The organism is Erythrobacter sp. HL-111 (assembly GCF_900105095.1).
Classification (GTDB): Bacteria; Pseudomonadota; Alphaproteobacteria; order Sphingomonadales; family Sphingomonadaceae; genus Erythrobacter.
The window spans coordinates 2,692,930-2,714,939 of sequence record NZ_LT629743.1 but is presented as its reverse complement, the minus strand read 5'-3'; the positions used below and the strand labels follow the sequence as shown (position 1 = coordinate 2,714,939).

At 69.3% G+C, this 22,010-nt stretch carries 19 protein-coding genes; 5 read left to right on the top strand and 14 right to left on the bottom strand.

Features of this window, described 5'->3' with window-relative positions; all coding sequences use genetic code 11:
• Nucleotides 1-11: 11 nt before the first annotated feature.
• Genes BLU08_RS12825 through BLU08_RS12815 form a run of 3 tightly spaced genes read right to left on the bottom strand, consistent with a single transcriptional unit; the run spans nt 12 to nt 2,791 of the window.
• Nucleotides 12-851, bottom strand: coding sequence for an ATP-binding cassette domain-containing protein (locus BLU08_RS12825; protein ID WP_090200033.1), 840 nt, complete (start codon nt 849-851; stop codon nt 12-14).
• Nucleotides 848-1,663 (bottom strand): ABC transporter permease, encoded by an 816-nt coding sequence (locus BLU08_RS12820; RefSeq protein ID WP_090200031.1) that lies wholly within the window; start codon nt 1,661-1,663, stop codon nt 848-850. Before BLU08_RS12820 ends, BLU08_RS12825 begins: the two co-directional genes overlap by 4 nt.
• 42 nt (nt 1,664-1,705) lie before the next feature.
• Entirely contained in the window at nt 1,706-2,791 is a 1,086-nt protein-coding gene (locus BLU08_RS12815) for a putative urea ABC transporter substrate-binding protein (RefSeq protein ID WP_090200029.1), read from the bottom strand.
• 148 nt (nt 2,792-2,939) lie between these two features.
• Between BLU08_RS12815 and BLU08_RS12810 the strand changes: the two genes are divergently transcribed.
• On the top strand, nt 2,940-3,893 hold the full coding sequence (locus tag BLU08_RS12810; RefSeq protein WP_233995989.1) for a YncE family protein: 954 nt from the start codon (nt 2,940-2,942) through the stop codon (nt 3,891-3,893).
• Nucleotides 3,894-3,950: 57 nt separating this feature from the next.
• Here the strand turns inward: BLU08_RS12810 and BLU08_RS12805 are convergent, their stop codons facing one another.
• Nucleotides 3,951-5,099 (bottom strand): TetR/AcrR family transcriptional regulator, encoded by a 1,149-nt coding sequence (locus BLU08_RS12805; RefSeq protein ID WP_172801036.1) that lies wholly within the window; start codon nt 5,097-5,099, stop codon nt 3,951-3,953.
• Between the two features lie 198 nt (nt 5,100-5,297).
• Between BLU08_RS12805 and BLU08_RS12800 the strand changes: the two genes are divergently transcribed.
• Complete coding sequence (locus tag BLU08_RS12800; protein WP_090200024.1) at nt 5,298-7,922, top strand: TonB-dependent receptor; 2,625 nt, start codon at nt 5,298-5,300, stop codon at nt 7,920-7,922.
• Between the two features lie 24 nt (nt 7,923-7,946).
• Complete coding sequence (locus BLU08_RS12795; RefSeq protein ID WP_090200022.1) at nt 7,947-8,951, top strand: 5'/3'-nucleotidase SurE; 1,005 nt, start codon at nt 7,947-7,949, stop codon at nt 8,949-8,951.
• Between the two features lie 175 nt (nt 8,952-9,126).
• On the opposite strand, the gene BLU08_RS12790 is transcribed toward BLU08_RS12795, so the two are convergent.
• From BLU08_RS12790 to BLU08_RS12755, 8 genes are read right to left on the bottom strand one after another with little or no spacing between them, the layout of a single operon-like run.
• Nucleotides 9,127-10,857, bottom strand: a complete 1,731-nt coding sequence (locus BLU08_RS12790; protein ID WP_090200020.1) for a complex I subunit 5 family protein — start codon at nt 10,855-10,857, stop codon at nt 9,127-9,129.
• Nucleotides 10,854-12,329, bottom strand: a complete 1,476-nt coding sequence (locus BLU08_RS12785; RefSeq protein ID WP_090200018.1) for a proton-conducting transporter membrane subunit — start codon at nt 12,327-12,329, stop codon at nt 10,854-10,856. The genes BLU08_RS12790 and BLU08_RS12785 overlap by 4 nt, the downstream gene beginning before the upstream one ends.
• Nucleotides 12,326-13,837 (bottom strand): complex I subunit 5 family protein, encoded by a 1,512-nt coding sequence (locus BLU08_RS12780; protein WP_090200016.1) that lies wholly within the window; start codon nt 13,835-13,837, stop codon nt 12,326-12,328. The genes BLU08_RS12785 and BLU08_RS12780 overlap by 4 nt, the downstream gene beginning before the upstream one ends.
• Nucleotides 13,834-14,181 carry an NADH-quinone oxidoreductase subunit K gene (locus tag BLU08_RS12775; protein WP_090200013.1) on the bottom strand — a complete coding sequence of 116 codons (348 nt, stop codon included), beginning with the start codon at nt 14,179-14,181 and terminating at the stop codon, nt 13,834-13,836. Before BLU08_RS12775 ends, BLU08_RS12780 begins: the two co-directional genes overlap by 4 nt.
• Complete coding sequence (locus tag BLU08_RS12770; protein ID WP_090200011.1) at nt 14,178-15,194, bottom strand: hydrogenase subunit MbhD domain-containing protein; 1,017 nt, start codon at nt 15,192-15,194, stop codon at nt 14,178-14,180. Before BLU08_RS12770 ends, BLU08_RS12775 begins: the two co-directional genes overlap by 4 nt.
• Complete coding sequence (locus tag BLU08_RS12765) at nt 15,191-15,505, bottom strand: monovalent cation/H(+) antiporter subunit G (protein WP_197676867.1); 315 nt, start codon at nt 15,503-15,505, stop codon at nt 15,191-15,193. Before BLU08_RS12765 ends, BLU08_RS12770 begins: the two co-directional genes overlap by 4 nt.
• Nucleotides 15,506-15,509: 4 nt before the next feature.
• Nucleotides 15,510-15,854 carry a hypothetical protein gene (locus BLU08_RS12760; protein ID WP_197676866.1) on the bottom strand — a complete coding sequence of 115 codons (345 nt, stop codon included), beginning with the start codon at nt 15,852-15,854 and terminating at the stop codon, nt 15,510-15,512.
• Nucleotides 15,851-16,351 carry a Na+/H+ antiporter subunit E gene (locus BLU08_RS12755; RefSeq protein WP_255361264.1) on the bottom strand — a complete coding sequence of 167 codons (501 nt, stop codon included), beginning with the start codon at nt 16,349-16,351 and terminating at the stop codon, nt 15,851-15,853. The genes BLU08_RS12760 and BLU08_RS12755 overlap by 4 nt, the downstream gene beginning before the upstream one ends.
• Nucleotides 16,352-16,485: 134 nt before the next feature.
• Here BLU08_RS12755 and BLU08_RS12750 point away from each other — a divergent pair, with 134 nt between their 5' ends.
• The gene (locus BLU08_RS12750; protein ID WP_090200005.1) at nt 16,486-17,859 is read left to right on the top strand and encodes an IS1380 family transposase; all 1,374 of its coding nucleotides are present in this window, start codon (nt 16,486-16,488) and stop codon (nt 17,857-17,859) included.
• Nucleotides 17,860-18,229: 370 nt separating this feature from the next.
• On the opposite strand, the gene BLU08_RS15410 is transcribed toward BLU08_RS12750, so the two are convergent.
• On the bottom strand, nt 18,230-18,478 hold the full coding sequence (locus tag BLU08_RS15410; protein ID WP_197676865.1) for a mechanosensitive ion channel family protein: 249 nt from the start codon (nt 18,476-18,478) through the stop codon (nt 18,230-18,232).
• A gap of 145 nt (nt 18,479-18,623) precedes the next feature.
• On the opposite strand from BLU08_RS15410, the gene BLU08_RS12740 reads away from it, so the two are divergent.
• A complete protein-coding gene (locus BLU08_RS12740; RefSeq protein WP_197676864.1) occupies nt 18,624-19,424 on the top strand; it encodes a hypothetical protein in 801 nt (266 codons plus the stop codon).
• Here BLU08_RS12740 and BLU08_RS12735 read toward each other — a convergent pair.
• Entirely contained in the window at nt 19,394-22,009 is a 2,616-nt protein-coding gene (locus BLU08_RS12735; protein ID WP_233995988.1) for a TonB-dependent receptor, read from the bottom strand. The genes BLU08_RS12740 and BLU08_RS12735 overlap by 31 nt on opposite strands.
• Nucleotide 22,010 lies beyond the last annotated feature (1 nt).

Genomic DNA, 22,010 nt, shown 5'->3' with positions numbered 1-22,010 from the left:
GTTGTCCTCTCCTAATTATTATGATTTCTGTCAATAGTAATAATCGGCCCGCCCGCCGGGGGTGCCCCCTTCGATCCCGGCTCCCCGGCGGAGCCGTCCGGCAGCGCCTTCGCGCCATCCTCGCGGGTCTTGCGGGTGAGCGGGATGTCGTAGATCACGGTCGCGCCGAAACGCTGGGGAGCGTGGGGATCGATGCGCGGCTTGTCCAGCGTGAGGACCCGCGTGCCGAGGGCGAAGGCTTCCCGGATGTCGTGCGTCACCATCAGGATCGTCAGCCCGTATTCGCGCCAGAGCCGGGTGATGAGCGCGTGCATATCCGCGCGGATGCCGGGATCGAGCGCCCCGAACGGTTCGTCGAGCAGCAGGATGCGCGGACGCTTGATCAGCGCCTGCGCGATCGCAAGGCGCTGCTGCATCCCGCCCGACATCTGCGCGGGGTAGAGATCGAGACTGTCCTCCAGCCCCACCGCCGCGAGCATTTCCGCCGCCTTCTCGCGCGCCGCGCGCCGGCGGCTGCCGAACAGGCGGGCAGTGAAGGGCGCCTCGGCGCATTCGAGCCCGAACATCGTGTTCTGCAGGACCGTGAGATGCGAGAAGACCGAATAGCGCTGGAACACCACCCCGCGATCCGGCCCGCATTCGGGCTTGAGCGGCGCGTCGTCCAGCATGATCCTGCCGCGCGTCGGCGCGGTCTGGCCGAGAACGAGCCGCAGCAGGCTGCTCTTGCCCGCGCCCGAGGGACCGATCACCGAAAGGAAGGAGCCCTCCTCGATGTCGAGGTTGATCCGTTCGAGCACGACCTTGTCGCCATATTCGACCCACACGTTGGACAGGGCGAGGACAGCGCTCAATGGCTCTCTCCGTGCGCCCAGGCAAAGGCGCGGCGGGCGAGGAAGGCGAGCAGCAGGTCGATGACCGCCGCCAGCAGCGCGATCCACGCGACATAGGGCAGGATCACGTCCATCGCGAGATAGCGGCGAACGAGGAAGATGCGGTAGCCCAGCCCGATGTCCGACGCGATCGCCTCGGCCGAGATCAGGAACACCCAGGCCGGGCCCAGCGACAGGCGAAGCGCCAGGATCAGCCGCGGCATGGCCTGCGGCAGGGCAACCCGGAGGATGAGCTGCCAGGTGCTCGCGCCCAGCGTCTGCGCCTTGATGATCTGCTCTCGCGGGAGCGCGACGATGTGGGCGGCGATGTCGCGCACCATGAAGGGCGCTATGCCGACCACGATCAGCGCGACCTTGGCCGTCTCGCCCAGCCCGAAGGTGATGAACAGGATCGGCAGCAGCGCGATCGGGGGGATCACCGCGATCGCCGTGATGAGCGCGCCGAAGGTCGCCCGGAACAGCGGCAGCACGCCCAGCAGCAGGCCGAAAAGCAGGGCGATCCCCGTCGAAATGGCAAGCCCTAGGCCAAGCCGCTGCAGGCTCGCCGCGGTATCGGCCCAGAACAGGAAGCGGCCCGACAGCGGATCGCGCTCGAACGCCAGCGCGCCGAATGCGTCGATCATCGCGCCGGGCAGCGGCAGGAGCTTGTCGTTGGGATTGATCGCGTTGCGCTCGCCCGCCATGACGAGATAGACGAGGACGATCAGCGCGATGGGAACCGCCCCCAGCCAGCGATTGGGGCTGCCCGTGCCCTCGCCTGTCAGCCAGCGCATCACGATCCGCTCACGCCCCGCCCGGCAGCGCCGCGGCGCGCCTCACAGCTTTCCGTCCGCGGCCATCTGCATGAAGGTCTCGTCGAAACGCAGCGTGACATTGTCGGGATCGCCGAGCGTCCGGCCACCGGGAAAGGCCATCCCGACCGCATCGGCCGAACGCGCGCCCTGTCCGAACAGGCCCTGCGAGAAGCTGAAATCGCGCACCTTCCTCATCGTCTCGACCAGCGCCTCGTCGGTCGTCGCGGCGACCGCATCGGCCGGGTCGGCGTAAAGGAAGGTCGTCGCAAGCTGCCGTTCGAACAGTTCGGGCGTGGTCCCGGCGAGCGCCGCCATCGCCGCGCGGGCGGCGCGGCCTTCCTCGTCGTCGCGCCGCATCAGCGCCATCGTCTCGTACCAGATGCCCGCCAGCGCCTTGCCGAGATCGGGATTGGCTGCGAGCGTCCCGGTATCGACCACCAGCAGGTCAACGATCTCGCCCGGGATGTCGGCGGAACTGAAGACGAGGTTCGCCCCCGGCACTTCCTTCATCGTCATCAGCTGCGGGTTCCACGCCACCGCCGCGTCGACCTGCGAGGAGGAGAAGGCGCCGGCAATGTCCGCATCCGACGTGTTCACCGTCCGCACCGCGCTCATCGGCATCCCGGCGCCTTCGAGCGCGCGGGCGAGCAGGTAGTGCGAGACCGACAGCTCGACCAGATAGACCTCGCTCTGCGCGAGGCCCGCGACATCGCTCCCGTTCTTGAGCAGGATGCCGTCATTGCCGTTGGAATAATCGCCGACGATGATCGCGCTCGTATCCTTGCCGCCGGCGGCCGGGATGGTCAGCGCGTCCATGTTGGCCACCGTCACCCCGTCGAGCTGGCCGGCGGTGTACTGGTTCACCGATTCGACGTAGTCGTTGACCTGCACGAAGTTGATTTCGATGCCGTATTTCTCTTCCCACTTGTCGACGATGCCGGCCTGGTCGGCATAGGGCCAGGGCATCCAGCCGGCATAGATCGACCAGCCGATGTCGAACCGGGCCTGTTTTCCCCCCGCCTCTTCCGCTTCGGAAGAGCACGCTGCCAGCAGCGCGGCGCATCCCAGAAGTATGAAAGCGCCGATGCCGCGCACCCCGTTCACCATATGGCAGCTCCTTTCGCGGGTGCAGCATTGCCGCAAACGCTTCCCATGTCCATCCGAAAAATTATTACCTTTGCCCCGATTGGTATTATCGTTATGCCTTTCGGTCAAACCGCCGCGGGGGTTGCGGCGGCCGTCCGAGGGAGTGCCCATGAAACGCCAGACCGCCTGTTCGCTCATGCCCGTGGTGGCCCTCGCGGCGGCCTGCACGCAGGCTCCGCAGGCCGAAACCGCCCCTGCGCCCGGCGCGCGGTTCACCGAACAGGCGATCGACGTGCCCGGTTTCGCCGATTTCCTCGCAGTGGACGGCGACAGGGTGTGGGTGACCAATGACGGGCGGGTCGAGCAATGGTCGCGCGATGGGCTTGCCGAATCGGTCCCGATTCCCCGGCCGTGCGGCACGATGGCGATCCTGGCCGGCTCGCTCTGGGTGGCCAATTGCGCCGATGCCAACCTCTACCGCATCGGCACCAGGACGGGCGAGGTCGAGACGATCCTCAAGACCGGCATCGCCAATCCGCGCGGCGAAACCAATGTCGTGGCCGGTGCGGGATCGGTCTGGGTGCCGAGCGATGCCGACGGCACGATCGCCCGGATCAACCCGGCCAGCAACGAGGTCGAGGCGCAGGTCGATGTCGCGGCCGGGACCTTCTTCCTCGCCTTCGGGGAAGGGGCGCTATGGGCGGTGAGCAGCGCCGAGAGCCTGCTGCAACGGATCGATCCGGCCACGAACGCGGTCACCGGAAGCGTCGAACTGGGCAGGCAGCCGGGCTTCCTCGTCGCGGGCGAGGGTGCGGTGTGGGTGCAGGAACAGGGCGAAGGCACGGTCGCGCGGGTCGATCCGGCCACGCTCGAGATCACCGGGCGGGCCGAAGTGGGCGAGACCCTGCTGTACGGCGATATCGACACGGGCGAGGGAAAGGTCTGGCTGCGCACCACCGAGGACCAGACCTTCGTGGTGATCGACGCGAGGACGCTCGAGATCATCGCGCGGGTCGGCCGGGCCGAGGGCAGCGGCGCGCTGCGCCACACGCCCGAGGGGATCTGGACATCGGCCCACGACGTCCAGACCCTGACGTGGTGGACCCCGGCAGCGGGCGAATAGGGACGACGCACACCGACCGGGGCCGGTTCCGGACGGCCCCCTTCGCAGGCCCCGCCTTCACGCCCTGACGAAGGCCTCGATCCCCCGCCGCGCGTAGGCGAGGTCCTCCCCGGAAAGCCCGCGGGCCGGCCCCGCCATGAACCCGATGCCGCGAATGGTCGCCGAATAGGCCGCGACGAGCGAGGCCGCAGGCACGTCGCCGCCCAGCAATTGCCCGAGCGACCACGCCCCGCTCGGGTCGTCCATGCTGCGAACGACGCCGCGCAGGCCTTCGAATTCGGCCTCGTTGTAGATCGCCAGTTCGATCTCGTCATAGGCCCTGAGCACCGGCTGGCTCCCGCTGGCGATGGCGCCGAGCACCAGTTCGACCATCTCTTCGGGCGCGAAGGAGAGCGCGGCAAGGCCCCCCGCCCCGGCGCGCATCGCTTCGCGCTCGTACAGGCCGTGGAGCGCCCGGTGGAGCAGTTCGCTGCGGGTCCCGCAATGATGCACCACCATGCCCAGCGTCACCCCCGCCCGCTTGGCGATCGCGCGGAAGGTGACGCCGGCATGGCCCCGTTCCGCCAGCAGGTCCGCCGCCGCTTCGATGATCGCGCGCGAGGCCGACTCGTCCCTGCCTTCCGGCCGCTCGTAGGCGTCCGCCGCGCGGCGGCGATGCGCGCGGCGCACGGCATCCTCGCCGGGCTCCCCTGCTTCGAGCCAGCCGACCAGCGCCCGGACCGTCTCGGCCAGCAGCAGACTGTCCATGACCGGGTCCCAGTCGAGCAGGTGGCGCGCGCTCTCCCCGTCCGCGAACAGGGCCAGGGTGGGCGCATGGCGATCGAGCCCGATCAGGGCGGCGAGTTCCCGCCAGAACCCGTGCCAGCTCTCCTCGAACCCCGCATAGCCCAACGCGCGGCTGCGGCGCCGGGCCATGGCGAGCGGGCGCCTGGCGCGCGTCCAGTCCTCGATGACCGCGGCGATGACAGCGGCCCTCGCCGCGCTCGTCAGCACCTCGCCGCGAAGCCCGCCGAAGAGATCGAGCGTCTGCCCCATCCACACCCGCGCCCGATCCGCCGCGACATCGGCACAGGCGACATACAAGCGTTCCAGATTGTCGAAGTGATAGGCGATTGCCGACTGCGTCGCCCCGGCTTCGGCGGCGAGCCAGCGAACCGAAAGGCTGTCCGCGCCTTCATCGGCCCACGCCTTCACCACGGCCTCCATCAACCGTTCTTTTGTCGGCTTTGCGTCGTTTTTGCGACGATTGCGTGACCCGCCGCGCCCGGCCTTCGCATCGCTCGTCATGATCGCATTTCGCTTCGGTCGCGCACGGGTCCCGGCCGGGCGGCCAGGGCCGTGTCATCGTTCTTACTTACATGCGTTCTAATTACCGCGGCGAATCAAGACAAGGGGCTCCATTCAATGATCGTCAGAACACGCCGCGACACGCGCTTCTTCCTTCTTGCCGGAATCGCCACCTCGGCGCTCGGCTGCGCCGTGCCGGCCGCGGCGCAGGACGCCGTGACCGCAGGACAATCCCCGGAAGCGGACGGGCAGACCGCCCGCGACGGCGCTGACGATGTCATCCTCGTCACCGGCTCGATCCGCGGCTCGCTGATCAACGCGACCGAGGCGAAGCGGCGGGCGATCAACGTGGTCGACGTGGCCACCGCCGATTCGGTCGGGCGGTTTCCCGACGTCACCACCGCCGATGCGCTGGCCCGCCTGCCGGGCGTCGCGGTCCAGCTCGACCAGGGGCAGGCGCGCTACATCCAGGTGCGCGGCGCGCCCAATCGCTGGACCTCGGTGAGCATCGACGGCCTGCCTCAGACCGGCGTCGACGAAGGCGGGAGCGAGCGCGCCTACCGCTTCGACGCGGTGCCGGCGGTGCTGCTGCAGCAGCTCGTCGTCAACAAGTCGCTCACCCCCGACATCACGGCCGAGGCGATCACCGCGCTGGTCGACCTGCAGACCTTCTCCCCGCTCGACGACGCGCGCCCCGGCTTCGGCGCGGCCGGCGATCTCGGCTACGGTTTCATGAGCCTGGGCGACGGCGAGCAGCGGCAGGCCTCCTTGCGCGTCTCGTGGACGGACGACACTATCGGCATCGCGCTCGGCGGGTCGCATTACCGCCGCGACCAGGTAACCGACAACCGCGAGGCGGACTACGACGCGGCCGGCGCCCCGATCGACATCGACATCCGCAACTACGAGCTCCAGCGCGAGAACAACGGCCTGTTCGGCGCCTTCGAAGTCCGCGCAAGCGAGGATCTCAGGCTGTTCGCGCGCGGTTTCTACACCGAGTTCACCGACCGCGAGCTTCGCAATGCCTACGAGATCGAGCTCGCCGATGCTGGCGCAGTCGGCACGCGCGGGGCGCTGACGGGGTCGCTCGACAATGTCTCGATCACGACCAATTTCAACGACGGGCGCTACGCCAACGAGAACATCATCCTCGCCACCGGGTTCGACTACGCCAACCCCGACGGCCTCACCGTTTCGGGCCAGTTCGGCTACACGCGGACCGAGAACACGACCGACCTGCCGCTGGTGCAATCCTCGATCGGGGGCATCAGCGTCGATTACGACCGCAGCGCCGATCCGCGGTTTCCGGTGGTCGACCTGTTCCGCACGGTCCCGGCGCAGACCGGCTTCGCGCGGGGCGAAAGGCTCGACGCGATCCCGATCGACGAACAGGACGCGTTGCGCACGATCCTGATCCCGATCGTGCAGGGCGTGGTGTCGGATGCCTATTCCGGGCGGCTCGACCTGGCGAAGGAATGGGACCGCTTCACCTTCAGCGCCGGCCTTTACGCGACCGCGCGCGAGATCGAGGGCAACAATATCGGCATCGGAGGGATCGTGCCGCTCGCCACGATCGGCTTCGACCCCAATGCCTATGCGACGACCCGTCCGTGGGAGACGCAGTTCCCGGTCGGAGTGGGGATCGATTACGTCGACAATGTCGCGCTCAACGCCGACCTCCAGGCCGGGCTCGCCGCGGCGGGGATCGATCCGGCCGATTTCGTCCTGCCGAGCTCGCTCTACGCCCAGGAAGAGCGGATCTACGCGGGCTACGTCATGGGCCGGTACGAGGACGGGCCGCTGCTGGTGAACGCCGGGGTCCGGCTGGAGCAGTACGAGATCGACAATGCCGGGACGGTGCTGGCGGGCGGCGGGGCCGTCCCGCTCGAAACCGCGCAGGATTTCCTCGACATCTTCCCCAGCGTCAACCTGCGCTACGAGGCGAGCGACAACCTCGTCCTGCGCCTCGGCGGGCAGCGCGGCGTGTCGCGTCCGGCCTATGCCGCGATCCGCGTCGGAGCCTCGATCAGCGACACAGGCGCCACCATCGCCGGGGGCAACCCCTTCCTCACCCCCGAATACACCTGGGGCCTCGATGCGAGCGCGGAGTACTATTTCTCGACCAACGGCATCGCGTCGGTCGGCGTGTTCAACCGCTGGGTCGAGGACGTGCTCTACCAGAGTCAGCAGGTGGTCGGGTCCGACCTCTACGACAGCGGCGGGATCGACCGTTCGGGCTACCTGCTCGGCTCGTCCTTCAACGGGGAGAGCGGCAGCCTCTACGGGGTGGAATTCAACATCCAGACGCAGTTCGACTTCCTGCCGGGCGCGCTTTCGGGCTTCGGGGTACAGGGCAACCTCACGCTGCTCGGCGGGGATTTCGAGGCGGTGGATGCGGCGACCGGCCAGCTTGCGACCTTCCAGTTCCAGGGCCTGTCGGACACGGTCTTCAACGCCTCGCTGTTCTACGAATATGCCGGCCTGTCGGCGCGCGTCGCCTACCAGCGGCGTTCGGACTTCCTCGATACCCTCGGCGGCTTCGGCGCGGGCGAGTTCCGCGACGGGTTCGAGAACCTCGACATCACCTTGCGCTATGCGCTGAACGCCAACTTCACCCTGTTCGCCGATCTCGCCAACCTGACGGACGAGACCTATGTCGCCTTCCAGGGTACGCCCGCTACGCCGTCCGAAGTCGAACGGATCGGCGAGCGTTACCTGTTCGGCATCCGCTTCAACTTCTGACCCGCAAGGAAGGGACCCCGGCCCATGAACCGCATCCTCGCAATCGCCGCCGGCGCCGCGCTGGCGCTCGTTCCCGAGAGCCTGCTCGCGCGCAACATCGTGCTTGGCAATGACGACGGGCTCACCAGCAATCTCGTCGCGCTTTACGAGGCGTTGAGCGAGGCAGGGCACGACGTGATCGTCGCGGTCCCCTGCACCAACCAGAGCGGGATGGGCGCGGCGCTCGACATCGCCCGCCCGCTCGTGCCCTTGAGCGAGCCGTGCCTTAACGACGCGGCACAGCCGGGCGATCCCGGGGCGGGTGCGATGACCCGCGAAGACCTGCCCGCAGGCGATTTCCACTATGTCGACGGCACCCCGCTGATGGCGCTGATGCACGGGCTCGACGTGGTCGCGCGGGAACGCTGGGGCGGCGCGCCCGATCTCGTCCTGTCCGGCCCCAACGAAGGGCAGAACGTGGGCGCGATCGTGCTGTCGTCGGGCACGGTCAGCGTCGCCCAGTTCGCCGCGCTGCATGGCCTGCCCGCGATCGCGCTGAGCGCCGGGGCGAACACGGAAAGCGAGACGCTGGACAACCCGCTTTCGGACGAGGTCGCCGGGCGCGTCCTCGACCTCGTCGAAGCGCTCGACGCGGCAGCGGGCGACGGCCCGCTTCTGCCCCGGGGGCTCGCGCTCAACGTCAATTTCCCCGACCGGCTCGAAGGGGCCGAATGGCGCGAGACCCGGATCGGGACCTACAATGCCTACCGGGTCGGCTTCGCCGCCAACCTCGCCGAGACCGCCTCTGCGACCATGCGCGCGATGGCCGCGGCCCGGGGCATGGAGATCCCCCCGCTTCCGGGCGTCAGTTTCGACATGAACACCGAACAGCCGGCCGCCGATCAGCTTGGCGATGAAAGCGTGGTCTATCGCCGCCATGTCGCGGTCAGCCCGATGCGCGCGGGATACGACCCTGCCGGCGCGCCCGAGGTCGACCTTGCGGACCTCCTCGGCGGGCTGCTCGCCCCCTTGCGCGAAGCGGCCGAATAGGTGGCCCGCCCCGTGGAGAACCTCACCACGCCGGCGTGACGATCCGGTCCCTGGCGCGATCGCCGGCCGTGGCGGCCCTCGTGTCGCGCGGTTCGACACGGAAGATCGGCGCAGGCCACCGGCTGCACGAAACCAGGCCGGCCGCCCGGCCATTGCGCGCCGTGACGGACCGGCCTCAGTTCCGGACGGCAAGTCCCATGCCGGCGCTCACCGCGAGGATGAAGACCATGACCACGACCCCGCTGATGCTCCAGCGGGACAGCGCCTGTTCCGCTCTCTCGTCGGCTCGAGCCAGCAGCGTGCCGCCATGTCGCAGGGACGCCTCGGCCCGTTCGGCTAGACTGCCGCGAACCGATGCCAGGCGCGCGGGAACAGCCCGGAGCGGCGCAAGGACCCTGCCTGACCAGCGCGCGGCGCGCAGCGGGTCGGCTTCGTCCTGCGTTCCCGCGGGCCAGCGCGCGGCCGCCATCGCCGCGATCACAGCCAGCCCGATCGCCGCCGGCCACAGCGCCGACCAGAGAGTGCCGGGGCGCAGCGGGTAGTCGGGAGGAAGCCCGCTCCACCCGTTCCACAGCCACCAGGGCAGCGCCAGGGCAGCCAGCACGAGCGCGCCAGCGGGGAGCGCCATCGACATCGGAGGGGCCGACCTGCCGCAAACGACCCTGGCGGGCTCCTTCGCCGGAATCGCAGCGAGCCGGACCATGAACCAGCCGAGCACCAGGGTCGTCGTCACGGCCGAAAGCGTGAGCGCCAGCTCCTCCCAATGCCCCAATCCGGTCTTGGCCATGGTCTTGGCCAGCCCCCCGCCGGTCAGCGGCGCTCCGGCGACGGAAAGCGCGGCGAGGCCCATCGCCGCCAGCGCGCCGGTGCGCCACGCCCCCTTGGCGACCGCGACCACCGCGACGCCGAGAAACAGCGCGCCCTTGGCCAGCCCGTGGTGAAAGGCATAGAACGCGGCCTGCGTCATGTCGGCGCCGGGCGCCCGCGTCGCAGCCGCGACCAGCGCGATCACGATCCCCATCTGGCTGATCGTGGAATAGGCGAGGATCGCCTTGGGCGCGCGCACCCGCAGCCCGGTCAGCGCGGCGAGGAAAGCGGCGGCGAAGCCCAGCGGGACCAGGACGGCCGCAGCATCGCTGGCGACCGGCAGGAACAGCATCAGGCCGACGATGCCCGCCTTGACGATCGCGCCCGACAGCACCGCCGAGGCCGGCGTGGGCGCGGCAGGGTGCGCCAGCGGCAGCCAGACATGGAGCGGCATCAGCCCCGCCTTGATCCCGAAACCCGCAACCAGCAGCCAGATCGCCGCTCCGCCCGGCGGCGGCGCGGCGGGCAGCGCGGCCCGGATGTCCCCGATCATCAACCCGTCGGCCGCCCCTGCGCCGATCACGAAGCCGACCAGCAGGCAGACCTCCCCAACGATCGCCAGCACGATGTAGACCCGCCCCGCGCGCAAGGCCGGCGCGGTCCCTTCGTGCACGACGAGGAAATAGGACGACAGGGAAACCGCGGCGAAGGCGACGTAGAAGGTCACCACATCCTGCGCCAGGAAGACGCCGAGATTGCCCGCCAGCGTCAGGCACCAGAACCCGCTGAACACCGCCGGCCTGCGGGTCGCGGCCATCGAGCCCTGGGCGTGAATGGCGGCGGCGAACCACAACGCCGCCGTGAGCCCCAGCAGCAGCGCGGCAGGGCGATCGGCGGCCAGCGTGACGCCCAGCAGCAGGCCGGGCGCCCGGGTGGCGCCCTCCACCCCGGACACCGCCAGCCAGAGCGCCGGAACAGGCGCGAGCGGGAGCAGCCGCAGGGCATGGGGGCGGATCGCGGGCAGCGCAGCCAGCACGCCCAGCAGCAGCGGCCAGACCAGCGCCGCCAGGGGCAGCAGCGGCCCCGTCGGCCCGATCACGGCAGGTAATCCAGCTGCGCGATCAGGGTGGCCCACCCCAGCGGGCTGAACGGCGTCGCCGCCAGCAGGCCGACCGCGAGCGAGGCGGATCCGGTAACCACCGCCGGCGCGATCAGGGCAAGGGGGCGCTCGGTCGGCGGATCGCCCGTCGCTGCTGCCTCGCCCGGGTCGAGGAACCAGATCCGGTAGACCAGCGGCAGGAAATAGGCGGCATTGAGCAGGGTCGAAAGCGCCAGCACCGCCAACACCCCGGGCGCGTCGGCTTCGACCGCGCCGATGCCGAGATGGATCTTCGTGACGAAGCCGGCCGTCGGCGGCAACCCGATCATTCCGATCGCGCCGAGCGAAAAGCACACCGACGTCCACGGCATCCGTTCGCCGATCCCGTCGAGCTGGTCGATGCGCCTGATCCCGGCACGCTCGTCATAGATCCCGGCACAGAAGAACAGGGTGATTTTCATCAGGCCCTGATGGACGAGATGCACCAGCCCGCCGATCAGCGCATAGGGGCTCGCCAATGCCATCCCGAGCACGATGTAGGACACCTGGCTGACGGTCGAGAAGGCCAGCCGCTTCTTCACCTCGGTCTGGTTGAGCGCGCGCGCCGAACCCCACAGGATGGTGAGCGAGGCGAGCAGCGCAAGCGGCTGCGCCAGGTCGAGCCGATCCATCAGGTCGAGCCCGAACACGTCGAGCACGATCCGCATCACGCCGAACGCCCCCGCCTTGACCACCGCGACCGCGTGCAGCAGCGCGCTGACCGGCGCAGGTGCGGCCATCGCGGCGGGCAGCCAGCCGTGCAGCGGCACCAGCGCCGCCTTGGCCCCCAGCCCGGCGATGAACAGGGCAAAGATGATCTGCAGGCTGGTGTCGTCGATCAGCAGCAGATCGGCCGGAACGGCGAATTCGACCGGGCCGACCGCGCTTTCCAGCCACACGATCGCCACCAGCAGCAGCGCGCTGGCGGGCAAGGCATAGGTCAGATAGATGCGCCCCGCGGCGATCGACCTTGCGTCCTGCCTGTGCACCACCAGCGGCCAGGTCGACAGCGTCAGCATCTCGAAGAAGATGAAGAACGAGATCAGCGTGCCCGACAAGGCAATCCCGGTAGTCGCCGCCACGCACAGGCTGAAGAACCCGAAAAAGCGCGATTGTTCGGGTTTGCCGTGCAGATAGGCGATCGCGTAGATCGTGGTCAGCAGCCACAGGAACGCCGACAGCGTGACGAACAGCAGCGACAGCGCATCGACCCGCAGCAGGAGGTATAGCCCCGGTGCGAATTGCAGCCGCGCTTCGTAGATCGTGCCCTGGGCGACCTCGGCGATCATGAACGCGATCAGCGCCAGTTTGACCACCGCGCCGCCGAGGTTCAGGCCGTTGCGCCAGCGATGGCATCGCTCCGGCAGGAAGAACGTGATCGGCGCGACCAGCAGCGAGCTGAGCAGGATCATGACGGGGAGCGCGGCGGTCATTCCAGCCCTTCCGCAGCGTTCGCCGGTCGCCCGATCTGGAGCAGGCCGAAAGGCGGTTGCGAGGCCACGCCCAGCAGGATGGCCGACAGCGCCAGCAGCAGCGGCGCGACCTGCAACGCGGGCGGCACGGGGTTGAACGCGGCGCCGTCGTCGCGCGCGAAGATCATCCCCAGCGGGCGATAGAGATAGGCCGCCGCCAGCACCCCGCCGATTACCAGCACCACGCCCCAGACCACCTGACCCGAGGCGAAGGCCGCGGTCAGCATCAGGTACTTGGCGGTGAACCCGCCCGATGGCGGCAGGCCGACCAGGGTCACGGCCGCCAGCCCGAAGGCGAAGGCGGTCATCGGGCAGGCGCGCGCGAGGCCGCGCATCCCGTCCAGCCGGTCATGCCCGACCGCGACGATCCACGCCCCCGCGCACAGGAACATCGCCGCCTTGGCAAGGCCATGGCTGAGCGCCTGGAACATCGCCCCGGGCCAGGCGCTGGCCGACCACGGCTGCGCGTAGGAATCGCCGCCGGCCAGCGGGAACACCAGGAACAGGTAGCCGATCTGGGCCACGGTCGAATAGGCGATGATCAGCTTGAGCCGGGTCTGGCGCAGCGCCAGCAGCGAACCATGGAAGACCGCCCCCGCGCCCATCGCGCCGAGCGTCACCAGCAGCGCGGGCGAGGCCAGATCGGGCAGTGCCTCGAACCACAGGCGGACCAGGATCACGAAGGATGCCTTGGGCACGAGGGCCGACAGCATCGCCGATGCCGGGGCGGGCGCTCCCGAATGCGCGGGCGGGAGCCAGGCGTGGAACGGGAACAGCGCGGTCTTGATCGCCAGCCCGGCGGTCATCAACCCGGCGGCGAGCGGGATCGCGATCGCGCCGTCGCCCGGCATCGCCTGCCGCCCGATCCCCTGCGCCGCCAGCAATGCGAGATCGAGCGTGCCGTATCCCGAATAGATCAGCGCAGCGCCGAGGAGATAGGCGAGCGATCCCCACAGCGCGAACATCATGTAACGCAGGGCCGCCGCAAGCGCGCCCGCCCTGCCCTCGATCGCCACGAGAGCCACGGCCGCGACGGTCATCAGTTCGAGAGCGACGTAGAGATTGAACAGGTCGCGCGACAGGAACCCGACGTTGAGCGCGCTCCACAGCATCGTCGCCAGTGGCCAGAACGCCCATTGGCTGCGCGTCTCGCCGGCGTGGCCGATCCCGGCGAATTGCGGGCGCGCGCAGACCAGCACCGCCGACATGACCAGTGCCGTCATCGTCAGGAAGGCCAGCGCCAGCCCGTCCGCGCGCAGCATGATGCCGAGCGGCGCCGGCCAGCCTCCGACGGCAAGCACGACGACGCCAGACCGCAGCGCGACCGGGACCAGCACCGTCAGCGCTGCCGCGATCCCGCCCAGCGCGAGCAGCGCCAGCAGCGCCCCCCGGCGCGGCAGCACGACCGCGAGCAGCGCCGCGAGCAAGGGCGCAGCGACCAGCGCGACCACCGCGAGCGAGGCGTTCATCGCGGCGGCTCCTGCGGCGTGTCCCCGGCGCTGTCCCCGGCGCTGTCCTCGGGCAGGCTCGTGCGGCCCGTGACACGGGCGTAGGCGAGCACCAGTCCGACACCCAGGGCGGTGGCGGCCAATGCCACCACGATGCCGGTGATGATCAGCGCCTGCGGCACCGGATCGGCGGCCACCAGCGGCAGCCTCGCGCCGCTCGCACCGAGCAGCAGGAAGATGCCCGATCCGATCACATTGAAAGCCAGCAGGCGGCGCAGCAGGTGCCGATTGGTCACGTAGCTGTAGAGCCCCAGCCCGATCAGCGCCGCGCCGCAAAGGCCGAAGATCGTTGCCGAGGCGATCACGGCCTGTCCCGCGTATGGCCCGCAGGCGTCGCGGGCGATTGCGGCGGACCCAGCACCAGCAGCGCCAGCGTCGCGGCGATCGACAACGTCAGCCCGCTCTCGATCAGCAGGATCACCCACTTGGCAACGGCAGGCGGCAGGGCGAGAAACGTTCCCGCAAGCGCTCCGGCCAGCCCGATCGCCAGGAACAGCAGCGGTCCCGCGATCAGGACCGCGCGGATCCGCGGCGACGTGACCCGCGGCGGGGCCATCAGCCCTGCCATCATCACCAGCAGCCAGACCGCAGCCAGCACCGTCCCCCCCTGGAACGCCCCGCCGGGCCGCGACGCCCCGACCCAGACGAGATAGACTCCGAGCAGCAGGCCGAAGGGCGGCAGCAAGCGGCCGAACGTCGCCAGAACGCCCGCGGCGCGCGCGTGCTGGCGCAGGCCGGGCCGCAGGCCCCAGTCCTCGTCGCGCGCGAGGGCCCAGACCCCTGTCAGCGCCGCCAGCAGCACCACGCTTTCGAGCAGGGTGTCCCAGCCGCGAAAATTGAGCAGGACGGCGGTGACGGGATTGGTCACCCCCGATGAGGCGAGATTGGCGGCCACCGGGCCGCGCAGCCCCTCGTCCGCCGGCTGCGCGAGAAAGGCCCAGCCCAGCACCGCACTGATCCCGGCCGAGCCGAGCATCGCCGGGATCCGCGCGGCCGGCGAGGCAGCGCGCGACACCGGCGGGGCGGCAAGGAGGCCGCCTTCGCCGCTGCCCTCCGGGCGCCGTTCGACAAGGTTGCGCGCCAGCCGCGCGACCGCGCCGATCAGCAGCACCCCCGTCAGCCCCGCGCCCAGCGCCGCTTCGGTCAGGGCCACGTCGATCGCGCCCAGCCGCAGCCAGGCCAGCGCGACGAAGATGCCGTAGACGATGAAGAACACCACCGCCGCGAACAGGTCGCGCACGCTAATCGCCAACCCAGCCGTGGCGAGGATCAGCGCGGCGAGCACCAGGTCGAAGCCGGTCGCGGCGTAGCCGGTCATGGCGCCTCCCGCCCGCCCTGCGGCGCGGCTTCCGGCGGCGTCCGGCGGGACTGCCGCACCGCTGCCGAGCGCGCGACCAGCTGCGCGGTGGTCCCGGCCGCGATCAGCGCCATCACCCAGATCAGCGCGAGCTTGCCGAGCGATTGCCAGTCGGGTGCCTGGAACGCCAGCCCGGCGATCAGCAGGCCGAGCCCGACATTGTCGGCCTTGGTCAGCGCATGCAACCGGCTGAGCGTATCGGGGAAACGGATGATGCCGGCCGTCCCGGCGAGGAAGAACAGCAACCCGGTTGCGGTGAACCCCACCGTCATTGCGTCAGCGAGCATCGGATCCCGCTCCGCCCGGGGTTGCGCTGCCCGCTCCGCCATCGTCCGGCAACGGCACCTCGTCTTCCTCCGGATCGCCGGTGCCATCCGCGCTTTGCGCCTTGACGAAACCGATCGCGGCAAAGGCGGCGAGCAGCGCCAGCACCAGCCCGGCATCCAGCATCCGCCAGTCGCTCGCTGCCGCGAGCAGCAACACCGTCCCGACCCCGCCCGTCCCCGCCAGCTGCGCGGCCATCATCCGGTCGGCCGGGTCCGGCCCGCGCCAGATGCGCCACAATGCGCCGCCAAGGCTGAGCAGCAGCAGCGCGGCGAGCAGGAGCAGCCAGGCGGTCATGCCCCGGGGTTTTTGCCGCCGGATGCGCCGATCGCGAGGCGCAGCCGGCGTTCCTCCTCGCGGATCGCGGCTTCGGCATCGCTATTGCGGTCGAGCACGTGGACCAGCAGCATGTCGCCGCTGGTTCCCGCCGCCAGCGTGCCGGGCATCAGCGACAATTCGCCTCCCAGCGCGACGCGCCCGCCATCGGGAAGATCGACGCGGATCGCGATCCAGCCGGGATCGATCGGCATCGCGGGAGCAAGGGCGCGCCATGCGACGTCGATCCCGCCGACGAGGGATTGATGGACGAAATGCGGCAATTGGCGCAGCACCCGGACGATCCGCAGCGGCGTTCCGGGCGGCAGCAGCCGCAGGCTCAGCACCAGGGCGAGCGGGACCATTGCTGCTCCAACCAGCAGCGCCTCGCCGCCGGTTCCCGCAAGCACAAGCCAGACCAGACCCAGAAGAAACCCTCGCTCGACGACAGAGATCGCGCTTCTCCCTGTCCGGTGCACCGCCCGTCCGCGAGGACGGTGTCTAGCCCGGATTATTCACCGGCAGTGGTCTGACGGGTTGGCGGGAGTGGCGTAAGCATTTGCATTGTTGTAGGAATGTGGTTGCTTAAGCCAGACCTGCAACGGGGCAAAATATGCCACAGACCACACCCGCCGGATGCGATGATAGCGCGTCCGTATTTTCGTTTCCAGCAGTGCGCGGCAAGAAGGTCACAGCTGCGTTTGACGGCGGCAGCAGGCTGACCTCGGATGGCGGGGTCCTGGTGCTGGCTCAGGCCGAGCGCATGATGGGGCTCTGCCAGCGGCTTGCGGCGTGTATTGCCGATCCGCGCGATCCTGCTCGGGTGGTTCATCGGCTTGAAGATATCCTGCGCGCGCGGATGTTCGCGATCGCCTGCGGCTATGAGGATGCCGATGATCTCGACGCTCTGCGCGATGATCCGGGCTTCCGCCTTGCGCTGGGCAAGCTGCCGGGATCGGGTGCGGGGTTGGCCAGCCAACCGACGATGAGCCGCTGGGAGAATGCGCCGAGCACGCGCGAGCTGGCAAAGATGCTGGGGATCATGATCGACATCTACTGCGCCAGCTACCCCACTCCGCCGGCGGCGGTGACGCTGGATATCGATGACACCTGCGACGTCGTGCACGGCTATCAGCAACTCTCCTTCTGGAACGGACATCATGGGGAGCGCTGCTTCCTGCCGATCCATGTCTACGACACGGCAACGGGCCGGCCGGTGGCGATGCTGCTGCGCACGGGCAAGACGCCTTCTGGCAAGGAGGCGGCAGGGCATATCCGGCGTCTGGTGCGCCATCTTCGCCGCCACTGGCCTGATACCCACATCACCATCCGCGGTGACGGGCATTATGGACGGCCCGAGGTCATGGCCTTCTGCGAGGCGGCCCATGTCGATTACGTGTTCGGTCTGCCGACCAACGCCGCGCTGCGCGCTGATCCGGTTATCGTCACTGCCGCCGATGCCTGCGCGGTCCGCCGCGCCGAGTGCCAACTCCCGGTCCTGCGCAGCTATGCCGAGACCCGCTACGGCGCGAAGAGCTGGAACCGCCAGCGCCGCGTCGTCGCCAGGATCGAGGCCAGCACGCTGGGCATGGATATCCGCTATGTCGTCACATCGCTAACCCAAGGCTCGGCTGAATACATCTATGACACGCTCTACTGTGCGCGCGGGCAGGCCGAGAACTTGATCAAGCTGCACAAGACCCAGCTGGCCAGTGACCGCACCTCGTGCCGGTCGGCGAACGCCAACCAGATGCGCCTGATCCTGCACACCGCTGCCTACTGGCTGCTGTGGCGCGTTCAGCAGGCGATCCCAAAGACCACCGCTCTGGCAAAAGCCGAGTTTACGACCCTGCGCCTGCGGCTGCTCAAGGTTGCTGCCCGCGTCATGGAAAGCGCCACCCGAATCCGCGTAGCGTTCGCCTCTGCGTGCCCCGATGCCGATCTGATGCGTGCCATCGTTCTCGCGCTCAAGCCTGCGCCGACGTAGCGGGCGCGGCAGTGCCGCAGAAACCCCGAGCCAAGTCCTTCAACCAGAAAAGCCCATCGATCACAGCGCGGTGAAACAGACGCCAGCGGTGCCGCACGCCCGCTCTACGCCGCCGCACGCAGCAGTGGCGTCAAGCTCGCACCGAGAGGCGCCCAACCGCATCGCCGTGAATAAGAGAGGCTAGACGGCCGAACTCGCCTTCTCAACCACGATACGCCCGCGGCGCGAGGCGCCGATCATCTCCGCCCGAAACGCCGGACAGATCACGAACCCATGTGCACGCCTCCACTCGTCGTCATCGTGTTCGGCCTGCCCCTTGCCGGCGTGCCGACTCCGGTCGCTCGGATCCCCGGCCCGCGCCCGGGCAGGCTTACGGCTCGATCCGCACGGTCAGCATGTCCCCCGCGATCGCGCCCGGCCCGGCCTCGTCCGGTTTCTTCTGCTCGATCGTGAACGGCGGCGAATAGCCCGCTTCCCCGAAAGTGAACGCGATCAGCTTGTTGGTGTCGAAAAAGACCTGCCAGTAATGATCGGTATGGCAATAGGGCCGCACCGCCAGCACCGTGCCGCGCTCGTTGAAATCGAGGATCTCGACATCGGGCGCCGGATCGGCGAGCACGTTGGGAATGGCCGCGAGCCCGGGCTTCAGCCGCGCACAAGCGAAGCCTTCCTGTCCCGCGAAAGATCGGGTCGCGCACCGCCGGCACCGCGCGGCGGACGATCGGCGGCTCGACAAGGCGCGCGGCTTCGCCCAGTGACGCGCCATGACGCCCGTTCTGCCCGATGAGCCTGCCGCGCGCCCGGTTCCAGCGCGCCCGGCGCTCGCCTGGCCGGCGGCGGCGCTGGTGGGGGGCGCGGTGCCCGCCCTTGCCATCGTGCTGTTCGCGCAGGCGCCCGCTGCCCTGCCGCTCGCGTTCCTCGCCGGGCCGGTCATCGCGGTGGGCCTGATGGGGGCCGGGATGATCGGCGCCGCCGCCGACGGCCGGTTCGGGGTCGGCGTGCTTCTTGCGCTGGCGGCGGGCGCGGGCCTCGTCCTCCTCGCGCACCTTTTCGGCATGGCGCCGCTCGCGCACCCGCTTTCGGCCGGAATCGCGCTCGCCGCCGCAAGCCTCAGCTTCGCCGCTCGCGGTGCGCTCTTCGCCCGCTCCGCCGCGCAGCGGGGCTGGTGGATCGCGCTCTTCGTCATCGCGGGCGAGGTTTCGATCGTGCTCGCCGCCTGGGCCGAACCGGACGCCCTGCCGGACTGGCTGCTCGCCCTGCTGCCGGCGCAATGGGCAAGCAGCGCGATCCAGGCGGCCGTGACCGGCGGCGGGGCGCGCGCGGCGGGAGCGCCGCTGCTCGCGCTTGCCGGGACGGCGGCGAGCACCCTGCTGGTGGCCCGGCTGTGGCCGCGCCGCTGGCCCTATCTCGTCATGTTCACCGCGTGGCTCGCCCTGTCGGCGCTGGTGCTGCACCGGCCCGGCCCGCCGCTGCCCCAGCCCCGCGCCGAGCCCGCCGCCGCAGCGGCTTCGATGACCGGCGCGGGAGCGGGCCCTCAGAACCGGATCGACGCCTCCACCCCGTAGGTCCGCGGCGCGCCGCGGGTCAGGTAGTCCTGGTAGAAGGCGTTGAGGTTGAGCCCGTAGACGTAATAGAATTCGTCGCCCAGGTTCCTGCCCCACAAGGAGAGCGAGAAATCGTCGCGCTGGTAGGTCACCCGCGCGTCGAACAGCCAGTAGGCGGGGTTGCCGCAGGCGAGTTCGGGCGTGGCGAGCAGCACGCTCGATCCCGGGGCCGGCCGGTCGCAGGGGTCCTGCCCGTAATCGCCGAAAGGATCGAAGAAATATTCGCCCATGTAGCTCGCGTTCCCGCGCAGGGTGAGCTTGTTGCGCCCGTCGTCATAGGGCACGAGCTCGACCCCGGCGTTGAAGGTGAGTTCGGGCGCGTTGGGGAAATCATTGCCGTTGATGTTGAGCGTCAGCGCGCTCGGATCGCCGGGATCGATCTCGTTGCCGCGGTATTCGGAATTGAGATAGCCGAGCGCCGCGTCGATCCGGATGAAGTCGGCCGGCTGCCAGGTCAGCTCGGCCTCGGCCCCGAACAGCCGCCCGTCGGCGGACCGCAGGAAGCTCGTCGCGCCGATGATCTGCGCGATCTGCTGCCCGCTGTAATCGTAGTAGAAGCCGGCGAGGTTCAATTGCACCGTATTGTCGGCGAACTGGCTCTTGAGGCCGACCTCGTAGGCGTTCACCTGTTCGGGATCGACGAAATAGACCTGGCTGATGTCCTGGTAGGCGAGCGCGTTGAAGGTCCCCGCGCGGTAACCGCGCGAATAGCTTGCATAGAGCAGCAGGTCCTCGCTCGCCTCCCAGTCGAGGATGATCCGGCCCGTGAGCTCGCCCGTGTCCTCCTCCCGCCGGACCCGGTCGCGGGTCCCGTCGAAGGGGAATTCATAGGGCACGGTGCTGGCGAAGATGTTCTGCCCGCCGAGGTCGAACAGCACGGACGACCCGTTCTTGTAGCGCACCGTGTCCCACGTGTAGCGCAGGCCCACCGTCAGGGAGAGGCTGTCGGTGAGGTCGAGCACGCCCTCGCCATAGACCGCGAAGCTCGGCCGTTCGATCGTGAACTGCTGTTCGGCGAGGATCGGGCCGAAGGGCGGCGCGCCCGCCGCGGCGCAGGCGGCCTGCACCGCCGTGCCGCCCGCGCTGTTGGTCGCGGCGACATCCGCGTTGAAGGCGATCAGCGAACGCGCGTCGAAGAAGCCGGCGGGATTGACCACCACCGGCGCGCAGAAGCCCGGATCGTTGATGCCCAGCGTCGGATCGAGCGCGAAGGCCGGCAGCGTGCCCAGCGAATTGCCGACCGCGATCGGGATGTTGTTGAAGCTGTCGGGAACCCCCGCCCCCTGCAGCAGCGGGCGCAGGAAGCCGAAGAAGTCGGGCTCGTCCCGCGTGTCGATCGAATCCACCCCGAAATAGGCGCCGACAATGCCGCGGAACGGCCCGCCGTCGTCGAAGCTCAGCCGGGTGTCGAAATTGAGGTTCTGGCTCTGCGAATTGTAGCGGATGGCGCAGACATTGTTGGGCGATCCGTCGCAGTCGAAGGGAGATAGGCGGAAAGTCGCCTCGTCATAGCCCATGATCGAGGTCAGGGTGAGGTCGTCGCTGAGCCGCCCCTCGACCGTCAGCGCCGCGCCATAGCTGTCGGTGAAATAGCGCCCGGCGGTGTCGGCCTGGACCTCGTCCTGTTCGAGCAGGCGGCCGCCCAGTTCGGGCCGCGGGAGGAAGCGCGAATAGCCCGCCGCATCGGTCCGGTTCTCGAGATAGCCGATGCCGTAGGGCAGATCCTGCCGCGGGTTGGAGCGCGCGCCGTAGAGCTTGAGCGTGATCGACAGGTCGGGGCTCGGCTCGAGCAGGAAGGTGACGCGCCCGGAGACGTTGTTGGCCTCGGCGAAATCCTGATTCAGCGTCGGGTTGAAGGTGTAGCCGTCGGCGTCGAGATAGGTCCCCGCGATGCGCACGCCGAGCAGGTCGTCGATCAGCGTGAGGTCGAGCGCACCTTCGGCGAAGACCCGGTTGAAATTGCCGTAGCTCATCGTGAGGTAGCCCGATGTCCCGTCGAGCGTGGGCCTGCGGGTGATGAAGTTGATCGCCCCGCCGGTCGTGTTGCGCCCGAACAGCGTGCCCTGCGGCCCGCGCAGCACCTCGACCCGTTCGAGATCGTAGAGCTGCTGGCCGTGGCTGGCGCGGAAGGACTGGTAGACCTCGTCGACATAGACGCCCACCGGCGATGCGGTGGCGGCGGAAAATTCGTTCGCCACCCCGATCCCGCGCAGCGAGAAGTTGGGCTGGGTTTCCGAATAGGCGCTGGTGACCTGCAGGTTGGGCAGCGCCCCCATGAGGTCGCTCGTATCGGTGATCCCCCGGTCGGCGAGCTGGTCGCCCGCGATGGCGGAGATCGCGATCGGGACCTTCTGGAGATTCTCGCTGCGTTTCGTCGCGGTGACGACGATGGTGTCGATGCCGCCTGCCCGGGCGACCTCGTCGCCGGTTTCGCGGTCGGGGCTCTCGGCCGTCTGCGCCCATGCCGGGAGCGCCCCCGCCAGCATGGTGGCAAGCGATACGCCCGAATACAGCGCCAGTCGGGCCGGATTGAAACGATGCTTCACG